This window comes from Streptomyces sp. NPDC025273 (genome assembly GCF_040638585.1).
Taxonomy (GTDB): Bacteria; Actinomycetota; Actinomycetes; order Streptomycetales; family Streptomycetaceae; genus Streptomyces; species Streptomyces cinereorectus.
The window spans coordinates 1,086,649-1,109,361 of sequence record NZ_JBEZYP010000001.1 but is presented as its reverse complement, the minus strand read 5'-3'; the positions used below and the strand labels follow the sequence as shown (position 1 = coordinate 1,109,361).

21 protein-coding genes and 1 pseudogene are annotated in these 22,713 nt (G+C 72.6%); 8 read left to right on the top strand and 14 right to left on the bottom strand.

Going from position 1 to position 22,713, the window contains the following annotated elements:
- Window positions 1-89 precede the first annotated feature (89 nt).
- The 3 genes from AB0F38_RS04865 to AB0F38_RS04855 all read right to left on the bottom strand — a co-directional run bounded on the left by AB0F38_RS04865 (window position 90) and on the right by AB0F38_RS04855 (window position 3,833).
- Window positions 90-668 (bottom strand): TerD family protein, encoded by a 579-nt coding sequence (locus AB0F38_RS04865; RefSeq protein ID WP_096629140.1) that lies wholly within the window; start codon window positions 666-668, stop codon window positions 90-92.
- A 135-nt stretch (window positions 669-803) separates the two neighbouring features.
- A complete protein-coding gene (gene uvrB / locus AB0F38_RS04860) occupies window positions 804-2,924 on the bottom strand; it encodes an excinuclease ABC subunit UvrB (RefSeq protein ID WP_361886603.1) in 2,121 nt (706 codons plus the stop codon).
- A 39-nt stretch (window positions 2,925-2,963) separates the two neighbouring features.
- A complete protein-coding gene (locus AB0F38_RS04855; protein ID WP_361886600.1) occupies window positions 2,964-3,833 on the bottom strand; it encodes an MHYT domain-containing protein in 870 nt (289 codons plus the stop codon).
- 214 nt (window positions 3,834-4,047) lie between these two features.
- On the opposite strand from AB0F38_RS04855, the gene AB0F38_RS04850 reads away from it, so the two are divergent.
- The 5 genes from AB0F38_RS04850 (at window position 4,048) to AB0F38_RS04830 (ending at window position 8,804) form a co-directional block, all read left to right on the top strand.
- Window positions 4,048-4,920, top strand: coding sequence for a glycerophosphodiester phosphodiesterase family protein (locus tag AB0F38_RS04850; RefSeq protein WP_361886597.1), 873 nt, complete (start codon window positions 4,048-4,050; stop codon window positions 4,918-4,920).
- A gap of 58 nt (window positions 4,921-4,978) precedes the next feature.
- On the top strand, window positions 4,979-5,524 hold the full coding sequence (locus AB0F38_RS04845) for a methylated-DNA--[protein]-cysteine S-methyltransferase (protein WP_361886594.1): 546 nt from the start codon (window positions 4,979-4,981) through the stop codon (window positions 5,522-5,524).
- Window positions 5,525-5,619: 95 nt separating this feature from the next.
- Window positions 5,620-6,900 carry an MFS transporter gene (locus tag AB0F38_RS04840; protein WP_361886592.1) on the top strand — a complete coding sequence of 427 codons (1,281 nt, stop codon included), beginning with the start codon at window positions 5,620-5,622 and terminating at the stop codon, window positions 6,898-6,900.
- A 45-nt stretch (window positions 6,901-6,945) separates the two neighbouring features.
- Complete coding sequence (locus AB0F38_RS04835) at window positions 6,946-7,896, top strand: pseudouridine-5'-phosphate glycosidase (protein ID WP_361886590.1); 951 nt, start codon at window positions 6,946-6,948, stop codon at window positions 7,894-7,896.
- Window positions 7,893-8,804, top strand: coding sequence for a sugar kinase (locus tag AB0F38_RS04830; protein ID WP_361886587.1), 912 nt, complete (start codon window positions 7,893-7,895; stop codon window positions 8,802-8,804). Before AB0F38_RS04835 ends, AB0F38_RS04830 begins: the two co-directional genes overlap by 4 nt.
- 44 nt (window positions 8,805-8,848) lie before the next feature.
- On the opposite strand, the gene AB0F38_RS04825 is transcribed toward AB0F38_RS04830, so the two are convergent.
- From AB0F38_RS04825 to AB0F38_RS04815, 3 genes are all read right to left on the bottom strand, one after another.
- The gene (locus tag AB0F38_RS04825) at window positions 8,849-9,490 is read right to left on the bottom strand and encodes a uridine kinase (protein WP_361886585.1); all 642 of its coding nucleotides are present in this window, start codon (window positions 9,488-9,490) and stop codon (window positions 8,849-8,851) included.
- A 96-nt stretch (window positions 9,491-9,586) separates the two neighbouring features.
- A complete protein-coding gene (locus AB0F38_RS04820) occupies window positions 9,587-10,024 on the bottom strand; it encodes a cupin domain-containing protein (protein WP_361886582.1) in 438 nt (145 codons plus the stop codon).
- Window positions 10,025-10,159: 135 nt separating this feature from the next.
- The gene (locus AB0F38_RS04815) at window positions 10,160-10,831 is read right to left on the bottom strand and encodes a helix-turn-helix domain-containing protein (RefSeq protein ID WP_361886579.1); all 672 of its coding nucleotides are present in this window, start codon (window positions 10,829-10,831) and stop codon (window positions 10,160-10,162) included.
- An 87-nt stretch (window positions 10,832-10,918) separates the two neighbouring features.
- On the opposite strand from AB0F38_RS04815, the gene AB0F38_RS04810 reads away from it, so the two are divergent.
- Window positions 10,919-12,130, top strand: coding sequence for a pyridoxal phosphate-dependent aminotransferase (locus AB0F38_RS04810; protein ID WP_361886576.1), 1,212 nt, complete (start codon window positions 10,919-10,921; stop codon window positions 12,128-12,130).
- Window positions 12,131-12,330: 200 nt separating this feature from the next.
- Here AB0F38_RS04810 and AB0F38_RS04805 read toward each other — a convergent pair whose 3' ends face one another.
- The 3 genes from AB0F38_RS04805 to AB0F38_RS04795 form a co-directional block, all read right to left on the bottom strand.
- Window positions 12,331-13,614: an SWIM zinc finger family protein gene (locus AB0F38_RS04805; RefSeq protein WP_361886573.1), complete on the bottom strand. Its 1,284-nt coding sequence runs from the start codon at window positions 13,612-13,614 to the stop codon at window positions 12,331-12,333.
- Window positions 13,611-16,559 carry a DEAD/DEAH box helicase gene (locus AB0F38_RS04800; RefSeq protein ID WP_361886570.1) on the bottom strand — a complete coding sequence of 983 codons (2,949 nt, stop codon included), beginning with the start codon at window positions 16,557-16,559 and terminating at the stop codon, window positions 13,611-13,613. Before AB0F38_RS04800 ends, AB0F38_RS04805 begins: the two co-directional genes overlap by 4 nt.
- A 148-nt stretch (window positions 16,560-16,707) precedes the next feature.
- A complete protein-coding gene (locus tag AB0F38_RS04795; protein ID WP_361886567.1) occupies window positions 16,708-17,679 on the bottom strand; it encodes a slipin family protein in 972 nt (323 codons plus the stop codon).
- Between the two features lie 220 nt (window positions 17,680-17,899).
- On the opposite strand from AB0F38_RS04795, the gene AB0F38_RS04790 reads away from it, so the two are divergent.
- A complete protein-coding gene (locus AB0F38_RS04790; RefSeq protein ID WP_361886565.1) occupies window positions 17,900-18,262 on the top strand; it encodes a hypothetical protein in 363 nt (120 codons plus the stop codon).
- Window positions 18,263-18,442: 180 nt separating this feature from the next.
- Here the strand turns inward: AB0F38_RS04790 and AB0F38_RS04785 are convergent, their stop codons facing one another.
- Together AB0F38_RS04785 and AB0F38_RS04780 are read right to left on the bottom strand one after the other, a co-directional pair.
- Window positions 18,443-19,150, bottom strand: coding sequence for a class I SAM-dependent methyltransferase (locus AB0F38_RS04785; RefSeq protein WP_361886562.1), 708 nt, complete (start codon window positions 19,148-19,150; stop codon window positions 18,443-18,445).
- 187 nt (window positions 19,151-19,337) lie between these two features.
- Window positions 19,338-19,853 (bottom strand): annotated as a pseudogene (locus AB0F38_RS04780) (ADP-ribosylglycohydrolase family protein); the annotation flags it as partial.
- Window positions 19,854-19,933: 80 nt separating this feature from the next.
- On the opposite strand from AB0F38_RS04780, the gene AB0F38_RS04775 reads away from it, so the two are divergent.
- Window positions 19,934-20,212 carry a DUF6343 family protein gene (locus tag AB0F38_RS04775; protein ID WP_361886559.1) on the top strand — a complete coding sequence of 93 codons (279 nt, stop codon included), beginning with the start codon at window positions 19,934-19,936 and terminating at the stop codon, window positions 20,210-20,212.
- A 28-nt stretch (window positions 20,213-20,240) separates the two neighbouring features.
- Here the strand turns inward: AB0F38_RS04775 and AB0F38_RS04770 are convergent, their stop codons facing one another.
- The 3 genes from AB0F38_RS04770 to AB0F38_RS04760 form a co-directional block, all read right to left on the bottom strand.
- Window positions 20,241-20,609 (bottom strand): tetratricopeptide repeat protein, encoded by a 369-nt coding sequence (locus AB0F38_RS04770; RefSeq protein WP_361886556.1) that lies wholly within the window; start codon window positions 20,607-20,609, stop codon window positions 20,241-20,243.
- A 134-nt stretch (window positions 20,610-20,743) separates the two neighbouring features.
- Window positions 20,744-21,346 carry a dephospho-CoA kinase gene (gene coaE / locus AB0F38_RS04765; protein WP_361886553.1) on the bottom strand — a complete coding sequence of 201 codons (603 nt, stop codon included), beginning with the start codon at window positions 21,344-21,346 and terminating at the stop codon, window positions 20,744-20,746.
- Window positions 21,347-21,554: 208 nt separating this feature from the next.
- On the bottom strand, window positions 21,555-22,493 hold the full coding sequence (locus AB0F38_RS04760) for a PAC2 family protein (RefSeq protein ID WP_361886551.1): 939 nt from the start codon (window positions 22,491-22,493) through the stop codon (window positions 21,555-21,557).
- Between the last annotated feature and the right edge of the window lie 220 nt (window positions 22,494-22,713).

Here is a 22,713-nt window from a genome sequence, read left to right as displayed (position 1 = left end):
TGGGCGCAGCTCCCGGCGGCGGGTGCCTCCGGGAGCTGCTCGTACAGATGTGGACCGGGTCCGGCCTCGCCCGGCCGTGCCCTCCGTGCCTAGAGGTGCGGCAGGATCGACGGCATCAGGTCCTGGAAGGTCCGGCCGTTGGCCGGGTTGCCGAGGGCGGTCATCTGCCAGCCGCTGCCGGCGCGGTGCACCTTCGCCATGATCTGCGCCGTGTACTGCCCGCCGCCGTCGAGCGTGTAGCGGGCGAGCTCCTGGCCGTTGGTCTCGTCGACGATGCGGCAGAAAGCGTTCTGCACTTCCTGGAACGTCTGGCCGGTGAAGGAGTTCACCGTGAAGACGATCTGGTCGATGTGGACCGGGACGCGCTGCAGGTCGACCAGGATCGCCTCGTCGTCGCCGCCCGAGCCGGCGCCGCCGACCAGGTTGTCACCGGTGTGCTTGACCGAGCCGTCATCGCTGACGAGGTGGCGGAAGAAGACGACGTCCACGGGCTGCTTGTCGGCGAAGAGCACCGCCGAGGCGTCCAGGTCGATCTCCCGCGTGCGCGAGCCGAACAGTCCGCGGCGCGGAGCCGCCTGCCATCCGAGCCCCATCCGTACCGCGGTCAGGGTCCCCCCGTCGCTCTTCTGCAGGCTGATGGCCTGACCCTTGGTCATATTGACCGTCACGCGCTGTCCCCTCTCCGCTTCTGCCCCGCAACCGTCCGTGTGCGGTTTCCCCGAACCCTACGCAGTCCGGTGGGGACCGAAGCAGGGATGGGCCGTTTTTGTGTCGCTCTTGCAACACACCCTGTGGCGCACGGGTCAGGCCAGACCCGCCTCCCTCATCTGCCGCAGTTCCTTCTTCAGTTCCCCCACCTCGTCGCGCAGCCGGGCGGCCACCTCGAACTGCAGATCGGCGGCGGCGGCCCGCATGCGGTCCGTCATCTCCTCGATGATCCCGGCGAGCTCCGTGGCGGGCCGGTCGGTGACGGCCGCGCCGTCCCCCTTGGCCCTGCCGCCGGGTGCGGTCTTCCCGCCGAGCGCGGGGACCGGGGCCTTGGCGCCCTTCCCCTGCCGGTAGCCCGTGCCGAGCAGCTGCTCCGTGTCGACCTCCTCTCGGGCGATGGTCGCGACGATGTCGTTGATCTTCTTGCGGAGCGGCTGCGGGTCGAGCCCGCGTTCGGTGTTGTACGCGATCTGCTTCTCACGGCGGCGGTTGGTCTCGTCGATGGCCTGTGCCATCGCCGGGGTGATCTTGTCCGCGTACATGTGGACCTGCCCGGAGACGTTACGGGCGGCGCGTCCGATGGTCTGGATCAGTGAGGTGCCCGACCGCAGGAAGCCCTGCTTGTCCGCGTCGAGGATGGCCACGAGCGACACCTCCGGCAGGTCGAGGCCCTCACGCAGCAGGTTGATGCCGACCAGCACGTCGTACTCGCCGGACCGCAGCTCGCGCAGCAGCTCGATGCGGCGCAGGGTGTCGACGTCGCTGTGCAGATAGCGGACCTGGATGCCGAGCTCCAGGAAGTAGTCCGTGAGGTCCTCGGACATCTTCTTGGTGAGGGTGGTGACCAGGACCCGCTCGTCCTTCTCCGTCCGCTTGCGGATCTCGTGCACCAGGTCGTCGATCTGGCCCTCGGTGGGCTTGACGACGACCTCCGGGTCGACCAGTCCGGTGGGCCGGATGATCTGCTCCACGAAGCCGTCGCCCCGGGAGAGCTCGTACTTCCCCGGGGTGGCGGAGAGGTAGACGGTCTGGTTGATCCTGCCCAGGAACTCCTCCCACTTCAGCGGGCGGTTGTCCAGGGCGGACGGCAGCCGGAAGCCGTGGTCGACGAGGGTCCGCTTGCGGGAGGCGTCGCCCTCGTACATCGCGCCGATCTGCGGCACGGTGACGTGCGACTCGTCCAGGACGAGGAGGAAGTCCTCGGGGAAGTAGTCGAGGAGGGTGTTGGGGGCGGTGCCGGGGTCACGGCCGTCGAAGTGCATCGAGTAGTTCTCGACGCCGGAGCAGGTGCCGATCTGGCGGAGCATCTCGATGTCGTACGTCGTGCGCATGCGCAGCCGCTGGGCCTCCAGCATCCTGCCCTGCTTCTCCAGCTCGGCGAGGCGCTGTTCGAGCTCCTTCTCGATGCCGCCGACCGCCTTCTCCATGCGCTCGGGGCCCGCCACGTAGTGGCTGGCGGGGAAGACGTGGAGCGACCGGTCCTCGCTGATGACCTCGCCGGTGAGCGGGTGGAGCGTGGACAGGGCCTCGATCTCGTCGCCGAACATCTCGATGCGGACGGCGAGCTCCTCGTAGACCGGAAAGATCTCGATGGTGTCGCCGCGCACCCGGAAGGTTCCCCGGGTGAACGCCAGGTCGTTGCGGGTGTACTGGATCTCGACGAAGCGGCGCAGCAGCTGGTCGCGGTCGACCTCGTCGCCGACCTTGAGCTGGACCATCCGGTCCACGTACTCCTGGGGCGTACCGAGGCCGTAGATGCACGAGACGGAGGCCACAACGACGACGTCGCGCCGGGTGAGCAGCGAATTCGTGGCGGAGTGACGCAGCCGTTCGACCTCCTCGTTGATCGAGGAGTCCTTCTCGATGTAGGTGTCCGACTGCGGTACGTACGCCTCGGGCTGGTAGTAGTCGTAGTACGAGACGAAGTACTCGACGGCGTTGTTCGGGAGGAGCTCGCGGAACTCGTTGGCGAGCTGGGCGGCCAGCGTCTTGTTCGGCGCCATCACGAGGGTGGGGCGCTGCAGCTTCTCGATCATCCAGGCCGTCGTCGCCGACTTTCCGGTGCCGGTCGCACCGAGCAGCACGATGTCCTTCTCCCCGGCACGGACTCGCCGCTCCAGCTCGGCGATGGCCGCGGGCTGGTCACCGCTGGGCTGGTAGGGACTGACGACCTCGAAAGGCGCCATCGAACGTTCGATCTTCGAAACGGGCCGCATGCAACCACCGTACGACCCGCCACTGACAACGGCGTCGGATCAGTGGTTCCGGGGCCGGCGGTATCCCCTGCCGGCGAGGGTTCCGGCGGACGCGCGTCGGCGCTGGAAGGGGATGGCGGCGACCTGCCCGGGGCTGCGCGGGGCGTGTCCGGGCGGGCGGTCCCGGCCGCCGGGGCCACCCGTGACCGCCAGGGGGTCGAACAGCACGATCACCCCGGCGAGGAGGAGGAAGCAGCCCGGCCCGAGCATCATCGGGAGGAGCAGCGAGGTGGGCGAGTCACCCGGCGCGCCCGGCAGGGCGGCGGGGTGCAGGTGCACCCGGAGCGCGGCCATTCCGGTGTAGTGCATCCCGCTCACCGCGACACCCATGACCACGCTCGCGCCGAGGCTGGGCAGGAAGCCGTGGATGGAGACCGCCGCCCAGAGTGACGCGGTCGCGGCCACCACGGCGATGACGACGGAGAGCGTGACCGTGAAGGTGTCGTACGCGAACTCGCCCTCGAAGCGCATCCCGGCCATGCCTAGGTAGTGCATGGAGGCGACACCGAGGCCGGTGACGGTGCCGCCGGTGACCAGCGCCATGCGGGTCGCGCCCCGGTAGCCGACGAGGAAGATGCCGATCCCGACCATGACGACGGCCACGGCGAGGCTGGCGAAGGTGAGCGGCCTGTCGTAGCTCATCGTCGTCCGCTCGATGCTGAAGCCCACCATCGCGATGAAGTGCATCGTCCAGATGCCCGAGCCTATGGAGGTCGCCCCGAGGGCCAGCCAGCCCGCCTTGGGGGCGCGGTGCGCGCGCAGGGACCGCGTGGTGCAGCGCAGGCCGAGAGCCGCGCCGAGGCAGGCCATGAGGAAGGCCGCGACCGGGGTCACGAGGCCGTAACTGAATCCGTCAACTGTGCCCTGCATGCTGGTACGCCCTTCGCGGAAGCCCGGGTTCGGGGGTGACCCTAAGGGGCGAGGCCCGGCAAGCAAACGTAGGAACGGCATTTTATCCGCCCGCGTGGCGGCCGGTGCTCCGGTACCGAACAATGCGTTCACATCATGGTCATCCCCGGCCTGTCGCCCGTTGGGAATCGGCTGGGAGTCTCTCCCTGTCCCCACCTCGACGCGAGGAGTACACGTGTCCGTACGCACAGCAACCACCTCCGCGGCGGTCGCCGCCCTGCTGGGCGGCTGCGTCCTGCTGCCCGCCTCCCCGTCGCAGGCCGCGGGCCACCGGCCCGGCCCGGTCGTCCTGGCCCACCGCGGGGCCTCGGCCTACGCCCCGGAGAACACCCTGGCGGCCGTGGACGCGGCCCATGAACTGGGCATCGCGTGGGTGGAGAACGACGTGCGCCTCACCAGGGACGGTGTGCTGGTCGTGGTGCACGACGCCGGCCTGAGGCGGACCACCGACGCCGAGGAGGTCTACCCCGGCCGCGCACCCTGGGCGGTCAAGGACTTCACCGCGGCGGAGATCGCGAAGCTCGACGCGGGCAGCTGGTTCGGGGAGCGGTTCGCGGGCGCCCGGGTGCCGACGCTCACGCAGTATCTGCACCGCGTCGAGCGCAACCGTCAGAAGCTGCTCCTGGAGATCAAGAGCCCGGAGACCTCCCCTGGGATCGAGCGGGAGACCCTGCGCGTCCTGCGCGCGGAGGGGTGGCTCGACCGCAGTCACGTCAAGCACCGGCTGGTCGTCCAGAGCTTCGGTGCAGAGAGTGTGAAAACCGTCCACGCACTGCGTCCCGACGTCGTGACGGGCTTCCTGGGCACCCCGACGCCGGCCGATCTGCCGTCGTACGCGGCGTTCACCGACCAGATCAATCCGTCGTACACGACGATCGACGCCGACTACGTGGCCGCGGTGCAGAAGCTGAAGGGCGCCCACGGCAAGCCGCTGCGGGTGAACACCTGGACCGTCAACGACGCGGCGAAGGCGGCCGAGGTGGCCGGCTTCGGCGTCGACGGCATCATCACGAACCACCCCGATGTCGTCCGGGACGCCACCCGCTGAGGACCCCGGCACAACCGGGCGGGGCGGGACTGTCGGTGGTCGCCCGTATGGTGGTCGCATGGACAGCGAGGAGCAGGGCGTGCAGTGGTCAGTCGTGCCCAGCGACGTCGGGCCGCTGCTGCTCGCCGCGACGGGCACGGGTCTGGTGAGCGTGGTCTTCCACGCGCGTCCCGCGGTCCGGGACGCGGCCCTGGGGCGGCTGCGGACACGACTGGGCGTGGAGCCCGTGGAGGCGCCCGGCTCCGCCCGGCTCGCCGAGCCCGAGCGCCAGTTCGCCGCGTACTTCGCGGGCCGGCTGCGGACGTTCTCGCTGGCCCTGGACTGGTCGCTCGCCTCCGGATTCAACCGTGAAGTGCTCCGCGAGCTGGCCTCCGGCGTGCCGTACGGGACGGTCGTGGGGTACGGGGACCTCGCGGAGCGGGTGGGGCAGCCCGGGGCCGCGCAGGCCGTGGGGGCGGCCATGGGTTCCAATCCCCTGCCGGTGGTGGTGCCGTGCCACCGGGTGGTGGAGAGCGGCGGAGGGCTCGGCGGGTTCGGCGGCGGGCTGGAGACCAAGCGGCAGCTGCTCGCCCTCGAGGGGATACTCCCGCAGCCGCTGTTCTAGGCGTCGCCGCTCCAAAGGACCCGCGCACCGGGTGCGGTCCCGCACGAGCCGGACACCCCATGTCGCATCGGTGCGCGAGCTGGCACACTGCGGCGGTGACGACCGCTCTCCCCACCCCCCGGTTCACGGCCGCGGATCTTCCTGCCCTGCGGCGCAGGACGTCCGCCGTCCTCATCGGCAGCCAGATACTCGGCGGCCTCGGCGTGGCCATAGGCATCGCCCTGGCCCCGATCCTGGCGGCGGACGTGGGCGGCTCCGAGGCACTGTCCGGGCTCGCTCCGACCGCTTCCGTGACGGGCACGGCGCTGCTGTCCCTGCCGCTGGCCGCCCTGATGACCTCGCGGGGCCGGCGCCCCGGACTCGTCCTCGCCTATCTGATCGGGGCGGCGGGTGCGGCCCTGGTGGTGACCGCCGCGGTGGTGGGCAGCTTCCCGCTGCTGCTCCTCGGCATGGCGGGGTTCGGCGCCGGCTCGTCGGCCAATCTCCAGGCCAGGTTCGCCGCAGCCGATCTGGCCGAGCCGGACCACCGAGGGCGGGCGATCTCCACCGTCATCTGGGCCACCACGATCGGTTCGGTGCTCGGTCCGAACATCGCGGCTCCCGCCGGCCGGGTCTTCCGGGGCACCTCCGTTCCCGAAACGGCCGGCCCGTTCGCCTGGGCGGCCGTCATCTTCCTGCTCACCGGCGTCGTGGTCGCCGTCCTGCTGCGCCCCGATCCTCTGCTCACCGCCCGCGCGCTGGCTCCGCAGGACACCGGCGCCGCCGCGAAGCGCTCCTTGCGGGCGGGCGTCGCGGCCGTGCGGGCCTCCGCGATGGCCCGACTGGCGCTGGTGACCGTGGCCGTGTCCCACACCGCCATGGTCTCGATCATGGTGATGACTCCGGTCCACCTCGGGCACCACGGTGCGGACATCCAGCTGATCGGGCTGGTCATCAGCGGTCACATCGCGGGCATGTACGCGTTCTCGCCCGTGATGGGCTGGCTCTCCGACCGGGTGGGGAGGCTGTCCGTCATCGGGCTGGCCGTCGGGCTGCTGTGCTGCGCCGCGCTGCTGGCCGGCACGGCGGGCGCGGGTCACGGCCGGACCGCCGCGGGCCTGTTCGTCCTGGGTCTCGGCTGGTCGGCGGGTCTGGTCGCCGGTTCGGCCCTGCTCACCGACTCCGTTCCGCAGGCCGCCCGCGCGGCGGTTCAGGGCCTGTCGGACCTCACGATGAACACGGCGGCGGGCATCGGCGGCGCGATCGCCGGCGTGATCGTCTCCCGGCTGAGCTACGGCTGGCTGAACATGACCGCCGCCTGCCTGCTGCTGCCGATGGCCGCGCTCGCCCTGCGGCGGGCGCTGCACCGGCCGTCGCCGGTGTCCGGCAAGGCCTGAACCGGCCCGGGTTTGCGGGCACCGCGCCTGCGACAGGGATGGGGCATGCATCGGAACCCATCGGCACCCACGTCGCAGGAAACCGGCCACCCCACGCCCGAGCTCTCCGCCGAGGTACGGAAGGCTCTCGACGAAGGGCGCCCCGTCGTCGCCCTGGAGTCGACGATCATCTCGCACGGTCTGCCCCGCCCCCGTAATCTCCAGGTCGCCCAGGAGCTGGAGGACCTCGTACGCCAGGCCGGTGCCGTGCCCGCCACCATCGCCGTGCTGGACGGCCGGGCCCATGTGGGCCTGTTGGCCGACCAGTTGGAACGGGTGGCGGGAGATCCGGCGATGCGGAAGCTGGGCCACCGCGACCTCGCGCCCGCGCTGGCCACGGGCGCGAGCGGAGCGACGACCGTGTCCGCCACCGCGTTCCTGGCGGCACGGTGCGCACTGGACGTCTTCGCGACCGGAGGGCTCGGCGGCGTCCACCGGGGGTGGACCGGGACCCAGGACGAGTCGGCGGATCTCCGGCTGCTCGCCCGGACCGGCATCACGGTGGTCTGCGCGGGCGTGAAGTCGATCCTGGACGTGCCGGCCACCCTCCAGCGCCTCGAGACGCTCGGTGTGGGCGTACTCGGCTACGGCACCGACCACTTCCCCGGCTTCTACCTGAGCAGCTCGGGCGAGCCGGTCAACTGGACGGTCCGTACGCCGCAGGAGGTGGTGGACGTGATGCGGGCCCGGGAGGGGCTCGGCGGTCCCCCCGCGGCGCTGGTCGTCGCCAATCCGGTACCGGAGCAGGAGCAGTTGGACCCCGCGGTGCACGACCGGGTGCTCGCCCGGGCCCTGGAGGCCTGCCGGGAGCGCGGGATCGTGGGGCAGGCCGTCACACCGTTCCTGCTGGAGTTCCTGACCCGGGAGACGGACGGCGCGTCCCTGGAGGCCAATCTGGCCGCCGTACGGGGGAATGTGCGGCTCGCCGCGCAGATCGCGGCGGCGGCGGCACGGTGACCGGGGGCGCCCTGCTCGTCGTCGGGGACGTGGTCACCGATGTGGTCGTACGGCACGGCCGGGCCCTGGTCCACGGTACGGACACGGCTGCGCGGATCAGCACGCTGCCGGGCGGGGCGGGTGCCAACGTCGCCTGCTGGGCGGTGCGTTCGGGGTGCCGGGACGTGCGGCTGCTCGCGCGGGCGGGGGCGGATTCCGCCGCCTGGCACCGGGGCTCACTGGAACGGGCCGGGGTTCGCCCGCTGCTGGCCGTGGACGAGGAGACACCGACCGGCACGGTGGTCGCCCTGGTCGACTCCTCTGCCGAGCGCACCTTCCTCACCGACGGCGGCGCGGTTCTGCGCCTCGCCCCCGGTGACTGGTCGCCGTCGCTGCTCGACGGTGTCGCCCGGCTCCATGTCTCCGGCTACCTCCTCTTCGCGGCGACGAGCCGGGCGACGGCACTCCTCGCGCTGCGGGAGGCCGGGCGGCGGGGTGTCCCGGTGAGCGTGGACCCGGCGTCGGCGGGCTTCCTCTCCGTGCTGGGCGCCGGGGCCTTCCTGGACCTGGTCGAGGGCGTGGACCTGCTGCTGCCGAACGCGGACGAGGCCCGCGAGCTGACCGGGCTGCCGGAACCCGCCGACGCGGCGGCGAAGCTGAGCCGGCACGCCGGCCGGGTCGCCGTCACCCTAGGGCACCGGGGCGCCCTGCTGGCCTCCGGAGGCACGGTGACGGTGCGTGTCCCCGCCCCGGCCGTCCGGGATCCGGTCGACTCGACGGGCGCGGGGGACGCCTTCACCGGTGGCTTCCTCGCGGCCCTCCTGGCGGGGGCGGACGATACCGCCGCGGTCGCGGCCGGCTGCCGTGCGGGGGCCGAGGCGGTCGCGACGGTCGGCGGGCGCCCGGGGCCGCGCACGCGCCGCCCGTAGCCGCGTTCCGGCCGGCCCGGGCGGGGAGGGGCGGGGCAGCGGGCTCACGCTCCGATGCCGGTCCAGGCGGGACGGTGCGGGTCGTCGGTCCGGACGACCACGTCCGCGCGTTCGGCGGGCGCCACCTCCTCCTCGTACCGCGCGAAGGCGGGCAGGGTCCAGCGTTCGCCGTCCTCGGTGCGCCGCCGCAGCGCACCGGCCGACAGGCTCAGGTGGACGCCGAGGTCGAACGGGAACCAGTGCCCGAGGAGCAGCGGGCCGTACAGGATCAGTACCCCGCCCTCCGGCAGGACCCGGTACGGGCTGCGGGTGGCCCGGTCCGTCACGGGGTCCCAGAGGTCCGGCAGCACCCGTCCGCCGCCGCCGGGTTCCAGCGGACGGAACACCTCCCGCCACAGCGCGCCGGTGTCGAACCAGCTGTCGGCGTACGCGTCGGGGTCCCGCTTCCCGTACTCGTAGCGCAGGCTCGCCGGGCGCAGGAATCCGCCGGTGGACACGGTGAGCACCGCACGGCCGCGTGCCCGCAGCTCCCCGGCGACGCGCTCGGCCTGCTCGCCAGGGCGGGCGGCCGGAGCGCCGTCGACGCCGATCCTGAGCCAGGGCCCGCCGTCGGCCGTTTCCATCCCGTCGGCGTGCTCGGCCAGGGCTTCGGCCAGCCGTTCCCAGGTGATCGGTTCGAATCGCACGCGGCCATCATCGCCCGCGGCCGGCCGGAGCCGCGCGCCGCCGGGTCCTGGAACCCCGCCGGACCTGGCACGGTTCCGGGCGCGCCGCGGAGCGTCCTAGGCGGACGGGCAGTCCACCGCGTCGGCGTCCTCGGAGAGCGCGCTGCCCTCGGGGAGCAGATAGGTCACCCACAACACGACGGGTTCCGTGCCGAGGTTGCGCCCGATGTGCCGGTGGTCGGCCCCCGACGGCTCGATGAACGACGTCCCCGCGGGGGTCACCTCGACCGAGCAGTCGTCGAGGGTCCGCGTCAGCGTCCCGGACTTGACGACCGCGATCAGCTGTCCGCGGTGGGTGTGCCAGCCGGTGGAGCCGCCCGGCTCCACCGTGATCTTCCGGAAGGTCACATCCGCGCGGCCTTCGGGGGTCTTCACCTTCAGCCTGCCCTCGGACGTGCCTTCGGCGACGACCGTGCCGCTCACCCCGCTGCCCGGTGTCGCGACCGCCGCCGCCGGCACGAGGCCGAGCGCCGCCACGCAGACCCCCACGAGCATGAGCCTGCGTAGGGTTGCCCGCCTTTTCGCACCGACCGCGCCACCGAATCCCATGACCGACTCCCTCAGCATCCGTACCCATCGAACATGCCTACGCTACCCGTGAGTTGGCCGAGGGGCGGCGATACGGCGCGGTCACCGGCCACCGCGGAGTTCGACGGCGAGCGGTCCTTCGCCCAGGACTTCGGCGCGGCCCTCCCGAACCGCTTCGGCGAGGGTCTGCTCGCCACGCCCGAGGGTGAGGCAGAGCTCGGCGTCGAGCACGAGGCAGGCGTCCGGATCCGTGGCGGGACCGTATCCGTACGCGTCCTCGCCCACCGCGCCCACACCCGTGCGGATGTGGAACTCGCCCTCGTCCACCCTGACCTCGACGACTCCCTGATGCGTGAGCCCGTCCAGGGCACGCAGCAGCGGCAGGGCGAACCAATGGGCCCGCACGGCGTCCGTGGGGCGGCGTTCGGCGAGCGCGGGGGCGCCCCACCGGGCGAGCGCGGTGAGGACCGGGAGCAAGCCGCGGCCGTGCTCGGTCAGTTCGTACACCGAGGCGGCCGCGGGCGGCGGCAGCCGTCGGCGCACGGCCAGGCCGCCCTGTTCCATGTCCTTGAGCCGGGAGGCCAGCACGTCCGTGCTGACCCCGGGAAGGTCGGCGTGCAGATCCGTGTACCGGCGCGGACCGGCCAGCAGTTCACGCACGATCAGCAGCGTCCACCGGTCTCCGACGGAGTCGAGGGCGCGCGCGGCGGCGCAGAACTGGTCGTAACTCCGGCGGCGGACAGGGCGTGCTGCTGGCTGCTGCTGACGTGGCATGCGACGCAGTCTAGACATGTTGTTGGACTTTCCAAGCTCAAGCTTGGTAAAACCAAGTATCGCAATTCGGGGTCGGGGAGGCACCGCATGGAGTTCCGGCAGTCCAGCAAGCTCAACGAGGTCTGTTACGAGATCCGGGGCCCTGTCATCGAACAGGCCAACGCTCTCGAGGAGGCGGGCCACAGCGTGCTGCGCCTCAACACGGGCAATCCGGCGCTGTTCGGGTTCGAGGCCCCCGAGGAGATCGTCCAGGACATGATCCGGATGCTTCCGCAGGCTCACGGCTACACCGATTCCCGCGGCATCCTCTCCGCGCGCCGCGCCGTCGCGCAGCGCTATCAGGCGATGGGCCTGGCCGACGTCGACGTCGACGACATCTTCCTCGGCAACGGCGTCTCCGAGCTGATCTCCATGTCCGTCCAGGCACTCCTGGAGGACGGGGACGAGATCCTCGTCCCGAGCCCCGACTATCCGCTGTGGACCGCCGTCACCACACTCGCGGGCGGCAGGGCCGTGCACTACACGTGCGACGAGATGGCGGAGTGGAACCCGGACCTGGCCGACATGGCCTCGAAGATCACCGACCGCACCAGGGCCATGGTGATCATCAATCCGAACAACCCGACGGGCGCCGTCTACCCCCGCGAGATCCTCGAAGGCATGCTCGATCTGGCGCGCAGGCACGGTCTGATGGTGTTCGCCGACGAGATCTACGACCAGATCCTGTACGACGACGCGAAGCACCACTCCGTCGCGGTCCTGGCCCCGGATCTGCTCTGCCTCACCTTCAGCGGACTGTCCAAGACGTACCGCGTCGCGGGATTCCGCTCCGGCTGGATGGTGGTGTCGGGCCCGCAGCAGCACGCTCGCAGCTACCTGGAGGGGCTCACCATGCTCGCCTCCATGCGGCTGTGCCCCAACGCCCCCGCGCAGTACGCGATCCAGGCGGCGCTCGGCGGACGGCAGTCGATCCGGGACCTCGTCGCTCCCGGGGGCCGGCTCCATGAGCAGCGCGACCGTGCCTGGGAGCGTCTGAACGAGATCCCGGGGGTGTCCTGCGTGAAGCCGAAGGGCGCGCTGTACGCGTTCCCGCGCATCGACCCGAAGGTGCACGACATCGTCGACGACGAGCGGTTCGTCCTCGACCTGCTCCTCCGGGAGAAGATCCAGGTGGTGCAGGGCACCGGCTTCAACTGGCCGCGCCCGGACCACTTCCGGATCCTGACCCTTCCGCACGCCGACGATCTCGACGCGGCGATCAGCCGCATCGGGCGCTTCCTGAGCGGATACCGCCAGTGATCAGCGCGTGCCGCCCGGCCCCCGACCGCACGCGGTTCGCCTCGCCCGGGCCGGTGGGGGCGCTCATGAAGGGCCGGCCCGCTCCGGCGCAGGACCCCGGCCCGGTGGATTCGGGCGCGGCCGCACCCACCGGGTACGGGCGCCGGGCAGGTCAGCTGTGATCGACCGTTCTCCCCGCTCCGCGCGGAGTTGACGGCGCGTCAGCCCCGCAGGGCGGTGAGCGCGCCCACCGGGTCGGTGTCCGGGGTGGCGCGGGGCCACCAGTCGTCCGCACCCGGGTCCGATTCGTAGCCGTACCAGCGGCCGTCGTGGCCGAAGCGGAGCTGGAGGGTGCCCCCGGCGTTGGTCAGGTGGTTGCGCCAGGGCTGGAAGCGCGGGAAGTCGGCCGCGGCGAGGGCGGGGCGGGCCCGATCGAACGGCCCGGCCGGTGGGTCCCACGGGCTCTCCAGGACCGCGAGGCCCTCCGCGCCGCCCTGGCGCCAGGCGGCGACGGCACGTGCCAGGTCGGTGGTGCTGCGGCCGGTGGCGAAGGCCAGCTCGCGGTAGAGCGCCCGGGTGGTGGCCGTGAGCCCGGCGGTCGGCCGGCACGCGGCGATGCGCACCGCGTCCTGCCAGGTGCTGAGCCCGGCGAGCGGGTCGTCCCCGCTGGTCAGGATCGCGTGGGCGCGGGCCACCGCGTCCGAGGCGAGGTGGTCCAGGGACAGCGGGTCGCGGGCACCGGGCAGGTCCGGGTAGGAGGGCGGCTGCCCGGGGTACGGCGGCACGGGCAGCGGAGCGGGGAGCGGGGGCAGGAAGCGGTCGGCCAGCGCCTCGCCCGCCGGGACCGAGGGCATGGCGGGGGCGGCGGGACGCTCGCGGGCGGAGTGCTCGGCGTTGCGGCGGCCGAGCTCGTCGAGGAGTTCGCGCTCGCCCCGGCCGCGCATCAGCAGGAGGACGAACGGGTCGCTGTCCAGGAGCCGTGCCGTCTGGAAGCAGAGCGCCGCCACGTGCTTGCAGGGCCAGCCGCGGTCCGGGCAGGAGCAGTCGGGGTCGAGGTCACCGGCGGTGGGCAGCAGCCGGATGCCGGTCTCCCCCGCCGTCTCGACCAGGGAGTGCGGCATCTCCTTGTCGAGCAGGGCGGACAGGTGCCCGGGCCGGGCCGCTGCGGCGTCCAGGAAGGTGTCCCAGTCGGACGCCGAGAAGGTACGCAGGCGCAGCTCCGCGCGGTACGGGCGGGGGCGGCTGCCGTGGACGTAGGCGATGACCCGGCCGGGGGTCACGGTGATCGCGGCGACATGGCCGCCGTCCGCGTACGTACGGCCGCGGGCGAGCCGTCCCTCGTCCATCGACAGGGACTCCAGGGCGTCCACCCAGGCCCTGCCCCACCAGCTGTCCGCGAAGGGACCGTCGTCGCGTGCGGCACGGGCGGGCACCGCCTCGAAGGTGCGCCGCAGATCGTCGGGGCCGGGGCGGGCCGCGGGGCGGGGGCTCGCGCCGGGGCTCATGCCGTCCTCCGGAGCGAGACGAGGTCGGCGAGGTCACGGTCGCTGAGCTCGGTCAGGGCGGCCTCGCCGGAACCGAGCACCGCGTCGGCGAGGACCCTCTTGGACTCCAGCAGTTCGCTGATCCGGTCCTCGACGGTGCCCTCCGCGATCAGCCGGTGTACCTGCACGGGCTGGGTCTGGCCGATGCGGTAGGCACGGTCGGTGGCCTGCTCCTCGACCGCCGGATTCCACCAGCGGTCGTAGTGGATGACGTGGGCGGCCCGGGTGAGGTTCAGCCCGGTGCCGGCGGCCTTGAGGGAGAGCAGGAAGACCGGGACCTCGGCGGACTGGAAGCGGTCCACCATCCGCTCCCGCTCGGGCACCGGCGTGCCGCCGTGCAGCAGTTGGGAGGGGATGGCGCGGGAGGCCAGGTGGGCGGAGAGGAGGCGGGCCATCGAGACGTACTGGGTGAAGATCAGGACGGAGCCGCCCTCGGACAGGATGGTGTCGAGGAGCTCGTCGAGCAGGGCGAGCTTGCCCGAGCGTCCGGCGAGCCGGGTCGGCTCCTCTTTCAGATACTGCGCGGGGTGGTTGCAGATCTGCTTGAGCGAACCGAGCAGCTTCATGATCAATCCGCGCCGGGCGATGCCTTCCGACTGCTCGATGAACGCCATCGTCTCGCGGACGGCCGCCTCGTAGAGCGTGGCCTGCTCGCGGGTGAGGAAGACGGGGTGGTCGGTCTCCGTCTTGGGCGGCAGCTCGGGCGCGATGCCCGGGTCGGACTTCTTGCGGCGCAGCAGGAAGGGGCGCACCAGCCGGGAGAGCCGCTCCACCGCTTCCTCGTTGCCCAGCCCCGCCGCGGTGCCGGTGTTCTCCACGATCCGGGCGTGCCGGGAGCGGAAGGCCTTGAGCGGGCCGAGCAGCCCGGGGGTGGTCCAGTCGAGCAGTGCCCAGAGCTCCGAGAGGTTGTTCTCGACGGGGGTGCCGGTCAGCGCGACGCGGGCCGGGGCCGGGATGGTGCGCAGCGCCCTGGCCGTGGAGGAGTGCGGATTCTTCACGTGCTGCGCCTCGTCGGCGACGACGAGTCCCCAGGTGTGCTCGGCGAGCCGGTCCGCGCTGGACCGCATCGTGCCGTAGGTCGTGAGCACGAAGCCGCCGTCCGGGTCGGTCAGGGTCCGGTCGGTGCCGTGGAAGCGGCGCACGGGGACGCCGGGCGCGAAGCGGTTGATCTCGCGGTGCCAGTTGCCCAGGAGGGAGGCGGGGCAGATCACCAGGGTGGGGGCGGGGTGGGCGCGGTGCAGATGGAGCGCGATGACGGTGATGGTCTTGCCCAGGCCCATGTCGTCGGCGAGGCAGCCCCCCAGGCCGAGCGAGGTCATCCGGTCCAGCCAGGCCAGGCCCCGCAGTTGGTAGTCGCGAAGGGTGGCGTCGAGGCCGGGCGGCGCCGGGAGCGTGGCGTCCTCGTCCAGGATGCGCGCGCGGAGCGCGGCCAGGGCGCCGACCGGTACGGCGTCGACCCGCTCCCCGTCGACCTCGGCGCTGCCGGTCAGGGCGACGGCGAGCGCGTCCACGGGGTCCAGTAGGCCGAGCTCCCGCTTGCGCGCCTTCCGTACGAGCGCCGGGTCCACGACCACCCACTGGTCACGCAGCCGCACCACCGGCCGGTGGGCCTCGGCCAGCGTGTCCATCTCCGCCTCGGTGAGCTGCTCGTCGCCCAGGGACAGTTGCCAGTTGAACGCGAAGAGGTGCTCGGCGTCGAAGAACGAGGTGCCGTCGGTGGCCGAGCCCGGCGGGGTCCGGACGACGGCTGCGGCGGTGAGCGAGCGGGCGAGCTCCCGGGGCCAGTGGACCGCGACACCCGCTGCGGCCAGCCGCACCCCGGCGTCACCGATCAGCTCGTACAGCTCGTCCTCCGTGAGCGCGAGGACATCGGGGACCGGCTGGTCGAGCAGCCGCTCCAGCGGGGGCCAGACCCGGGCTGCGCGCCGCAGCGCGAGCACCGCGTCGATCCTGGCCCTCGGCCCGAACGGCTCCCCCGCACCGCCGCTCCACAGCGTGGCCGCGTCGGTGACGTAGGTGGGGTCGGCCAGGCTGTGCACCTGGGTGACGGCCGCGGCGGCGTGCCGGGGGGCGGCCGGGGATCCGGGTGCACCCTCGTCCGCGCCACCCCCCGTGGCGCCCGAACCGTCGGTGCTGCCCGCGGCGTCGGCGGTGCCCACGGCGTCGAACAACTCGTACGCGGACAGGTCGAGCCGCAGCGAGACGCGCACTCCCGCGTCGAGTCCGGCGGCCACCTCGACGGCCCAGGCGCGGGCTTCGGTGAGCTGCTGTGCCTCGCGGGCGGCGAACGGCGCCCCCATCGCATGGGCCGCCGCGGGTGTCCGGGGCAGGGTGTCGGCCACGGCGTCGAGAAAGGCGCCGAGCAGGGCCTGGGGCTCGGGAACCCGCAGGGGTGTGCCGTCGTCCAGCGGGACCGCGTGTCCCTCGGGCGGCATGGCGGCGGCGACGGCCCGCAGATGGGCGATGTCCTCGGCGTCGCGCGGTCCGGCCCGCCAGGCGTCGTGGTCGTCGGACGTCAGACCGGGCAGGAGTCTGCCGCGCGCCACCAGGGTGAGCGCGTGGAGCGCCGCGGCGCCCCAGGCCCGGGTGGCGGGATGGGCCGCGGCGCGGTGGCGGGCGCGGGCGAGCAGGGGCACGGCCTCGGCGACGGACAGCAGCACGGCGGGCACCGTGCGACGGCGGGCACCGTCCGCGCTGTGCCGCCCGACGACGGTCAGCTCCGCGACCGTGTACGCGAGCTCTCCGGGACCGGCAGCCCGCTCCCCGGGGAACGGGCCGTCGGCGCCCGTGACGCCGGCGGTCCCCTCGGGGGCCCAGAAGGCGATCCGGCCGTCCCGGGGGAGCGCGGCGGGCAGGAACACCGCGGCGCACCGCAGCAGCCGGTCGACGGCCGCGTCCTGCGTCATGCCGGCTCCCCCTTCCGCCTCTGCCCGGTCGTGGTTCCCTCGTGGTCCCCTGTGTTCGCGAGTCTAGGCGGGAGGTACGACAACGCCCGCCCCGGCCATGTGTTTCCACAGGTCAGGGCGGGCCGGAGGCCGCGGGCGGCGGGATGGGTCAGTGCGGGGTGAGGGGCCTGGTAGGCGTGCCACCGAACGGCCGCTCCGGCTCCGGTCGCGGCGCAGTCCGATCGCGGTCGTCCGGCGAGGGCCCGGCCCGCGGCGATTCCTCCGGCGGCTCTTCCTCCGGCGGAGGCTTCTCGTTGCGCGGAGGCTGCCCGGGAGCGCCCCGCGACGGCTGCGTCCCGGCGGGAATCTGCGGCGGCCCGCCCTGCTGGGCCCGTTCCAGGAAGCGGAGGAGCTCGACGGGGAACGGCAGCACCAGGGTGGAGTTCTTCTCGGCGGCGACCGCGACCACCGTCTGCAGCAGTCGCAGTTGCAGCGCCGCCGGCTGGCTGGACATCTCCTGGGCCGCCTGGGACAGCTTCTTCGACGCCTGCAGCTCCGCGTCGGCGTTGATGACCCTCGCGCGCCGCTCCCGGTCGGCCTCGGCCTGCCGGGCCATGGAGCGCTTCATGGTCTCCGGGAGCGACACGTCCTTGATCTCCACCCGGTCGATCTGCACACCCCAGCCGACCGCCGGACTGTCGATCATCAGTTCCAGGCCCTGGTTCAGCTTCTCCCTGTTCGACAGGAGGTCGTCCAGGTCGCTCTTGCCGATGATCGACCGCAGGGAGGTCTGCGCCATCTGCGAGACCGCGAACCGGTAGTCCTCCACCTCGATCACCGCGCTCGCCGCGTCCACGACCTTGAAGTAGATGACGGCGTCCACGCGTACCGTGACGTTGTCGCGCGTGATCCCGTCCTGCGCGGGCACGGGCATCGTCACGATCTGCATGTTGACCTTACGGAGCCGGTCGATGCCAGGAACGATCATGGTGAAGCCCGGGCGGCGCACCTGGTCGTGAAGCCTTCCCAGCCGGAGCACGACGCCCCGTTCGTACTGTTTGACGACCCGGGCCGCGGCCATCGCGTACACCGCGCAGCCCGAAGCGGCCGCCACCGCCACGATCACCAGCGCCTCGACCATCACGGCCTCCTGCGTCCGAGAATGCGTTCCGCACCTGCCCATCGCGGCCTTTTACCACGATATGCCCGGTATGCGCACTCGTCGAACCTCTGTCCGGGTGCCGGTGGCCCCGACCGGCCGCGCACCGGGTGCCGCGGCCACGGGGAGCGGGCAGGGTGGCCAGCGCCAGCACGTCCCTGTGACGTACCGATGAGCCGGACGAGCAGACGAGGACCCGCCCATGTCCGTCACCGCGACCCCCACCGATCTCCGCCGGCGCCGCCGCGCCGGCATCGCCGCCGGGGCGGCCCTGCTCACCCTCGCCGTCACCGGGTGCTCCGGCCTCGGGCGCACCGCCGTCGGGCCGGTCACGTACACCACCGAACGCGACCGGGTCGTCAGTGTGAACAGCCCGTCGGTGAAGGGGTGCCACCGGATGGCCCCCGCGGGTGCGCACGAGGTCGTCAACCGGACGCTGATCGACATGATCCTTTACCGCACCCGCGACTGCACCGGTGGCGGGACGACCTACGTGGCGACCACGTTCACCGACGTCAATGCCCCGCGGAGCCTGCCCTGGCGCAGCTACCGCTTCGTTCACTGACCACCGCACCGCGCTCCTGCCCGACCGCGGGACAGTACGTCCCTCCGGTCCCGGGCGATCAGCACGACCACGGCGGCGGGCAGGGCCGGCATGACCGTGTTCGGCGGGGTCAGCCGGACGATCGACGCACCGGCCGGCAGCCCCACGAACCGATCGCCGCCACGCCTTCCGGCAGCGGGATCAGCGGGGCTGGTCGGGGCGGGCACTCACCCAGACGCCGTCGTCGGTGAGATAGCGCTCGACGACGAGCCCGGCCGCTCCCAGACAGGCCTCGAACCGCTCCACGGAGAGCTCCTGCGAACGGAATGTCTGGGTCCACCGCGCGTCCTCGAAGACGTACTCGGCGTGCACCTCGCTGACCCCGCCGCCGACCGGCTCCGCCGAGACCATCCGTATGACGCAGCCCGCCGCCGGGTCCTCGCGCTCCCGGGGCAGATCGGAGTGGTAGTCGGCGCCCTCCCGCTGGACGAGCACGACCCCGTCGTCCTTGACGTACGTACGACAGGTCCTCAACAGCCCCTCCCTGACCCGGTGATCGCTCGTGTGCACCAGGAACGACCCGAGGACCACCGCGTCGAACCTCTCCTCCCCCAGGTCCAGCGACTCGATCGGGCTCCGCACGGTGCGGGCGCCGCGGATGCGGGCCAGCATCTGCGGCGACTCGTCCACCGCGGTCACCGAGAAGCCCCGCGCGACCAGCGGATGCGTCACCCGGCCCGCTCCGCAGCCCAGTTCGAGCACGCTCGCGCCGGCGGGCACGGCTGCCCCGATCACGTCCGGCTCGCTCCCGGGGGACAGCCGCGCGTACAGCTCCACCGCGCAGCCGTCCGGCGTGATGGAGCCCGGACCCGTCCCCGTATGTCCCTCACGTGTCATCCGTCCGCTCATACCCGGCAGAACGCACGGGCGCCGGGCGCCGTTCCCCGGCAGGTCACGGACCGTGGCCCGTCAGCACTCCGGGTAGCGGCCGTCCGGCCACACCACCGGCCGCTCGAACTCCAGGCACAGGTCGTCGGCGAGCTCGGCGATCACGGACCGGCCCTCGGTACGGGCCAGCCACGAGGCCGGCAGCCGGATTGACCGGGCCCGGCACCCCGAGCGGTGTTCCGGGGGCGGGCACGTGACCGACCGCGAGCCCCGTCAGACAGGCGTTGCCGGGCGCCCGGCGCGCGTACAGCCAGGGCTGCTGCCTGAGCCAGCCGGTCCGGACGGAGTCCGCTCCGCCGCGCACCGGCGGGGCGGGATGGTTCTGGGTGTCGAGCCAGCGCCGGTAGGCGTTGCGTACGAGCTCGGTCTCGGCGCCTCCGACGCCCTTGGACCGGGCCCGCGCGTGGGCCCTGATCAGTCCCTCGACCGTGAAGAGCGTCATCTGGGTGTCGTCCGTGATCCGTCCGACGACACCGTCCGCGTCCGCGACGAGCTCCCGTACGCCCCGCTCGCCGTGGGCGCGGCGGATTCCGTCGAGGGAGAGGAACTCCACCGGGTTGCCCAGCGCGTCCCCGATCGCGCCGCCCAGCAGAGCACCGCGTACCCGGGCCCGGCGGGCGACGCTGTCGCCCCATGCCGCGTCGCCCTGCCCTGTGACCTTCACAGCCCGCTACCCGTCATCCGTCCGGCATGCATTTCCGTGCGCCGCGCCGCGGGGGCATGCTGGGAGAAGAGGCGATGCCGATGCGTACCGGAAGTGAACCGTCCACTGCGCGCAGTCCCCTGCGGATGCGACTCGTGCTGAGTCTATGGGGCATGGCCTGGGCGGTGTTGGGCCTGGCGGCATTCGTGGCGACCGGACGAGCCGGCTGGGCGACGGCCTGTGGGGTGCTGCTGATCGTCTCGGCGACGGACTCCTGCGTCGTCGTCCACCGCATCCGCCAGGGCCCGCACTTCCAGCCGGGGCGCGACATTCCGCCATACGAACCGGACCGGGGCGGGCCCGGCACTCCGGGGCACTGACGGCTCCCGTCCCGCCGACCGGGTGGGGTCAGGGGCGGTCGTCGAAGCGGGCCGCCCTGAGGTACTCCGGCTTGGGGTCGAGTGCCGCGGCCAGCCGGAAGTGCCGGGTGGCCTGCTCGGGCCGGCCGGCGCGCTCGAAGGTGCGGGCCAGCGCGAAGTGGGCGAAGGCGTTGTCCGGCTCACGCTCCAGGACCAGCTCGAATTCGAGCTCGGCAGGGCGCAGTTGGGCGGCTGCGAAGAAGGCCCGGGCGCGCAGCAGCCGGGCGGCCGTGTTCTCCGGATGGGCGGCTATCACCGAGTCGAGCAGCTTGACGGCACCCCGCGGATCCCGCGCGGCCAGCAACTGCTCCGCCGCACGGAAATCGATGACGTGCGTCTCCGGGTTCCTTTCGGGCACGGTCCCATCCTTCCCTTCGCGCTCCGCACCTCAACGTCCGGCCGTCACCCGGTATTCCGGGCCGGGCAGCGCCTTTACCCGTGGCAGCCGCGCAGTGCTCCGGCCGGCGGCGCCCGCACGGGCCGGGCATCGGCTCAGCCTGCGGCGGCCCGTGCGGCCAGTTCGGACCAGACCTTGCGGACCTGCGGTTCCAGGTCCTCCAGCGGTCCGTCGTTGTCGATGACCAGATCGGCGACGGCCAGCCGCTCCTGCCGTGTGGCCTGCGCGGCCATCCGGGCGCGGGCGTCGGACTCGGTCATGCCCCGCAGGCGTACGAGCCGGTCGAGCTGCGTCCTGGGCGTCGCGTCCACGACCACGACCAGGTCGTAGAGCGGGGCGAGACCGTTCTCGGTGAGGAGCGGGACGTCGTGGACGACCACGGCGCCGGGTCCGGCGGCCCGTTCCAGTTCGGCGGACCGGGCACCGACGAGCGGATGGACGAGGGCGTTCAGCGCCGCCAGGCGTTCGGGGTCGGCGAAGACGATCGCGCCCAGCGCCGGCCGGTCCAGGGTGCCGTCGGCCGCCAGGATGCCGGCGCCGAACTCCTCGACGACCGACGCGAGCCCCGGTGTCCCGGGCTCGACGACCTCGCGCGCGATCCGGTCGGCGTCGACGAGGACGGCCCCGTAGCTCACGAGCAGCCGTGACACTTCGCTCTTGCCGGCGCCGATCCCGCCGGTCAGGCCCACTTTCAGCATGCGCAGAGCCTAGTGCCGCATCAGGCGACGTTCGCCCCGTCGCGACGCCCGGCACGCACTCTCGCCGCACCGGCCGAAAGCCCGAGTACGTCCGGTACGAGGACTTCCGGCCGGCACGCCGGGAGCAAGCACCCGACGCCGCTCCTCGACAGGCAAACGTTGCCTGCCGCGGCACCAGCTTCCGGCCCGGCCGCCGTCCCTCGCACTCTCAGGAATCGCCCTCGCGCTCGGCAAGGAAGCGTTCGAATTCGAGGCCGATCTCCTCCGCCGAGGGAAGATCGGCGGGTTCCGCGACGAGATTGCCGCGGGTCTCGGAACCCGCGACCGCGTCGTACTGGTGCTCCAGCCCCTGGACGAGCGATACGAGCTCCTCGTCGCCCTGCCCGATCTGCCGGTCGATCTCGGTCTGGGTACGGTGCGCCTCGGTGCGCAGCGTGTGCGCGATGCTCGGCAGGACCAGGCCGGTGGCGGCCGTGATCGCCTCCAGGGCGGTGAGCGCCGCGTCGGGGTACGCGGACCGGGCTACGTAGTGAGGCACATGGGCCGCGACACCGAGGACGTCATGGCCGGATTCCATCAGCCGGTACTCGACGAGCGCCTCGGCGGAGCCGGGGACCTGTGCCTCGTCGAAGGGGCTGCGGTGTCCGGGCATGAGATCGGTGCGGTTGCCGTGCGGGGTGATGCCTACCGGCCGGGTGTGCGGGACACCCATCGGAATGCCGTGGAAGTTGACCGCGAGACGCACACCGAGCCGCTCCACGATCTGCTCGACGGCGGCGGCGAACCTCTCCCACTCCACGTCGGGTTCGGGCCCGGACAGCAGCAGGAAGGGTGCCCCCGTGGCGTCCTGCACGACCCGGACGTCCAGGGTCGGCGCTTCGAACGCCGTCCAGCGGTCGCGCCGGAAGGTCAGCAGCGGGCGCCGCGCGCGGTAGTCGACCAGCCGGTCGTGGTCGAAGCGGGCCACGAGCTGGTGCGGCAGCGTCTCGAGCACGCCGTCGACGATCTGCTCACCGGTTTCGCCCGCGTCGATGTATCCGTCGAAGTGGTAGAGCATGACCAGGCCGGCCGACTCCTGGGCGAGCGCCATGTCGACGACGGCCAGGCCCTTCGGCTCCCATTCGTACAAACTCTGCGGATCAGGCACGGTTACCGCTCCTCCTCGTGTTCCTGCACAAGAACACCCCGTCCGGCACCGGCATTCCCGACCACCCCACTTTCTGCGGCCCCGTCGAACGGGCCCGCGCACTCGCGCGGGTCTTCCTGACCGTCAGATACCCGCACGGTCCTCGCCGTTCACCCTCGGGGCCCCTCGTCCGGATCGGGCCCGGCTCGCGGGGTCCGGCCCGATCCGGACGAAGGACCCC

What these genes read in the sequence shown, in the direction of transcription:
- AB0F38_RS04805 (WP_361886573.1), bottom strand. Translation starts at nt 13,614, where the DNA reads ATGAGCCCCGGCGCGAGCCCCCGCCCCGCGGCCCGCCCCGGCCCCGAC.
- AB0F38_RS04820 (WP_361886582.1), bottom strand. Translation starts at nt 10,024, where the DNA reads ATGCTCGTGGGGGTCTGCGTGGCGGCGCTCGGCCTCGTGCCGGCGGCG.
- coaE (WP_361886553.1), bottom strand. Translation starts at nt 21,346, where the DNA reads ATGCTGAAAGTGGGCCTGACCGGCGGGATCGGCGCCGGCAAGAGCGAA.
- AB0F38_RS04790 (WP_361886565.1), top strand. Translation starts at nt 17,900, where the DNA reads ATGTCCGTCACCGCGACCCCCACCGATCTCCGCCGGCGCCGCCGCGCC.
- AB0F38_RS04855 (WP_361886600.1), bottom strand. Translation starts at nt 3,833, where the DNA reads ATGCAGGGCACAGTTGACGGATTCAGTTACGGCCTCGTGACCCCGGTC.
- AB0F38_RS04810 (WP_361886576.1), top strand. Translation starts at nt 10,919, where the DNA reads ATGGAGTTCCGGCAGTCCAGCAAGCTCAACGAGGTCTGTTACGAGATC.
- AB0F38_RS04800 (WP_361886570.1), bottom strand. Translation starts at nt 16,559, where the DNA reads ATGACGCAGGACGCGGCCGTCGACCGGCTGCTGCGGTGCGCCGCGGTG.
- AB0F38_RS04785 (WP_361886562.1), bottom strand. Translation starts at nt 19,150, where the DNA reads ATGAGCGGACGGATGACACGTGAGGGACATACGGGGACGGGTCCGGGC.
- uvrB (WP_361886603.1), bottom strand. Translation starts at nt 2,924, where the DNA reads ATGCGGCCCGTTTCGAAGATCGAACGTTCGATGGCGCCTTTCGAGGTC.
- AB0F38_RS04845 (WP_361886594.1), top strand. Translation starts at nt 4,979, where the DNA reads ATGGACAGCGAGGAGCAGGGCGTGCAGTGGTCAGTCGTGCCCAGCGAC.
- AB0F38_RS04795 (WP_361886567.1), bottom strand. Translation starts at nt 17,679, where the DNA reads ATGGTCGAGGCGCTGGTGATCGTGGCGGTGGCGGCCGCTTCGGGCTGC.
- AB0F38_RS04775 (WP_361886559.1), top strand. Translation starts at nt 19,934, where the DNA reads ATGCGTACCGGAAGTGAACCGTCCACTGCGCGCAGTCCCCTGCGGATG.
- AB0F38_RS04815 (WP_361886579.1), bottom strand. Translation starts at nt 10,831, where the DNA reads ATGCCACGTCAGCAGCAGCCAGCAGCACGCCCTGTCCGCCGCCGGAGT.
- AB0F38_RS04835 (WP_361886590.1), top strand. Translation starts at nt 6,946, where the DNA reads ATGCATCGGAACCCATCGGCACCCACGTCGCAGGAAACCGGCCACCCC.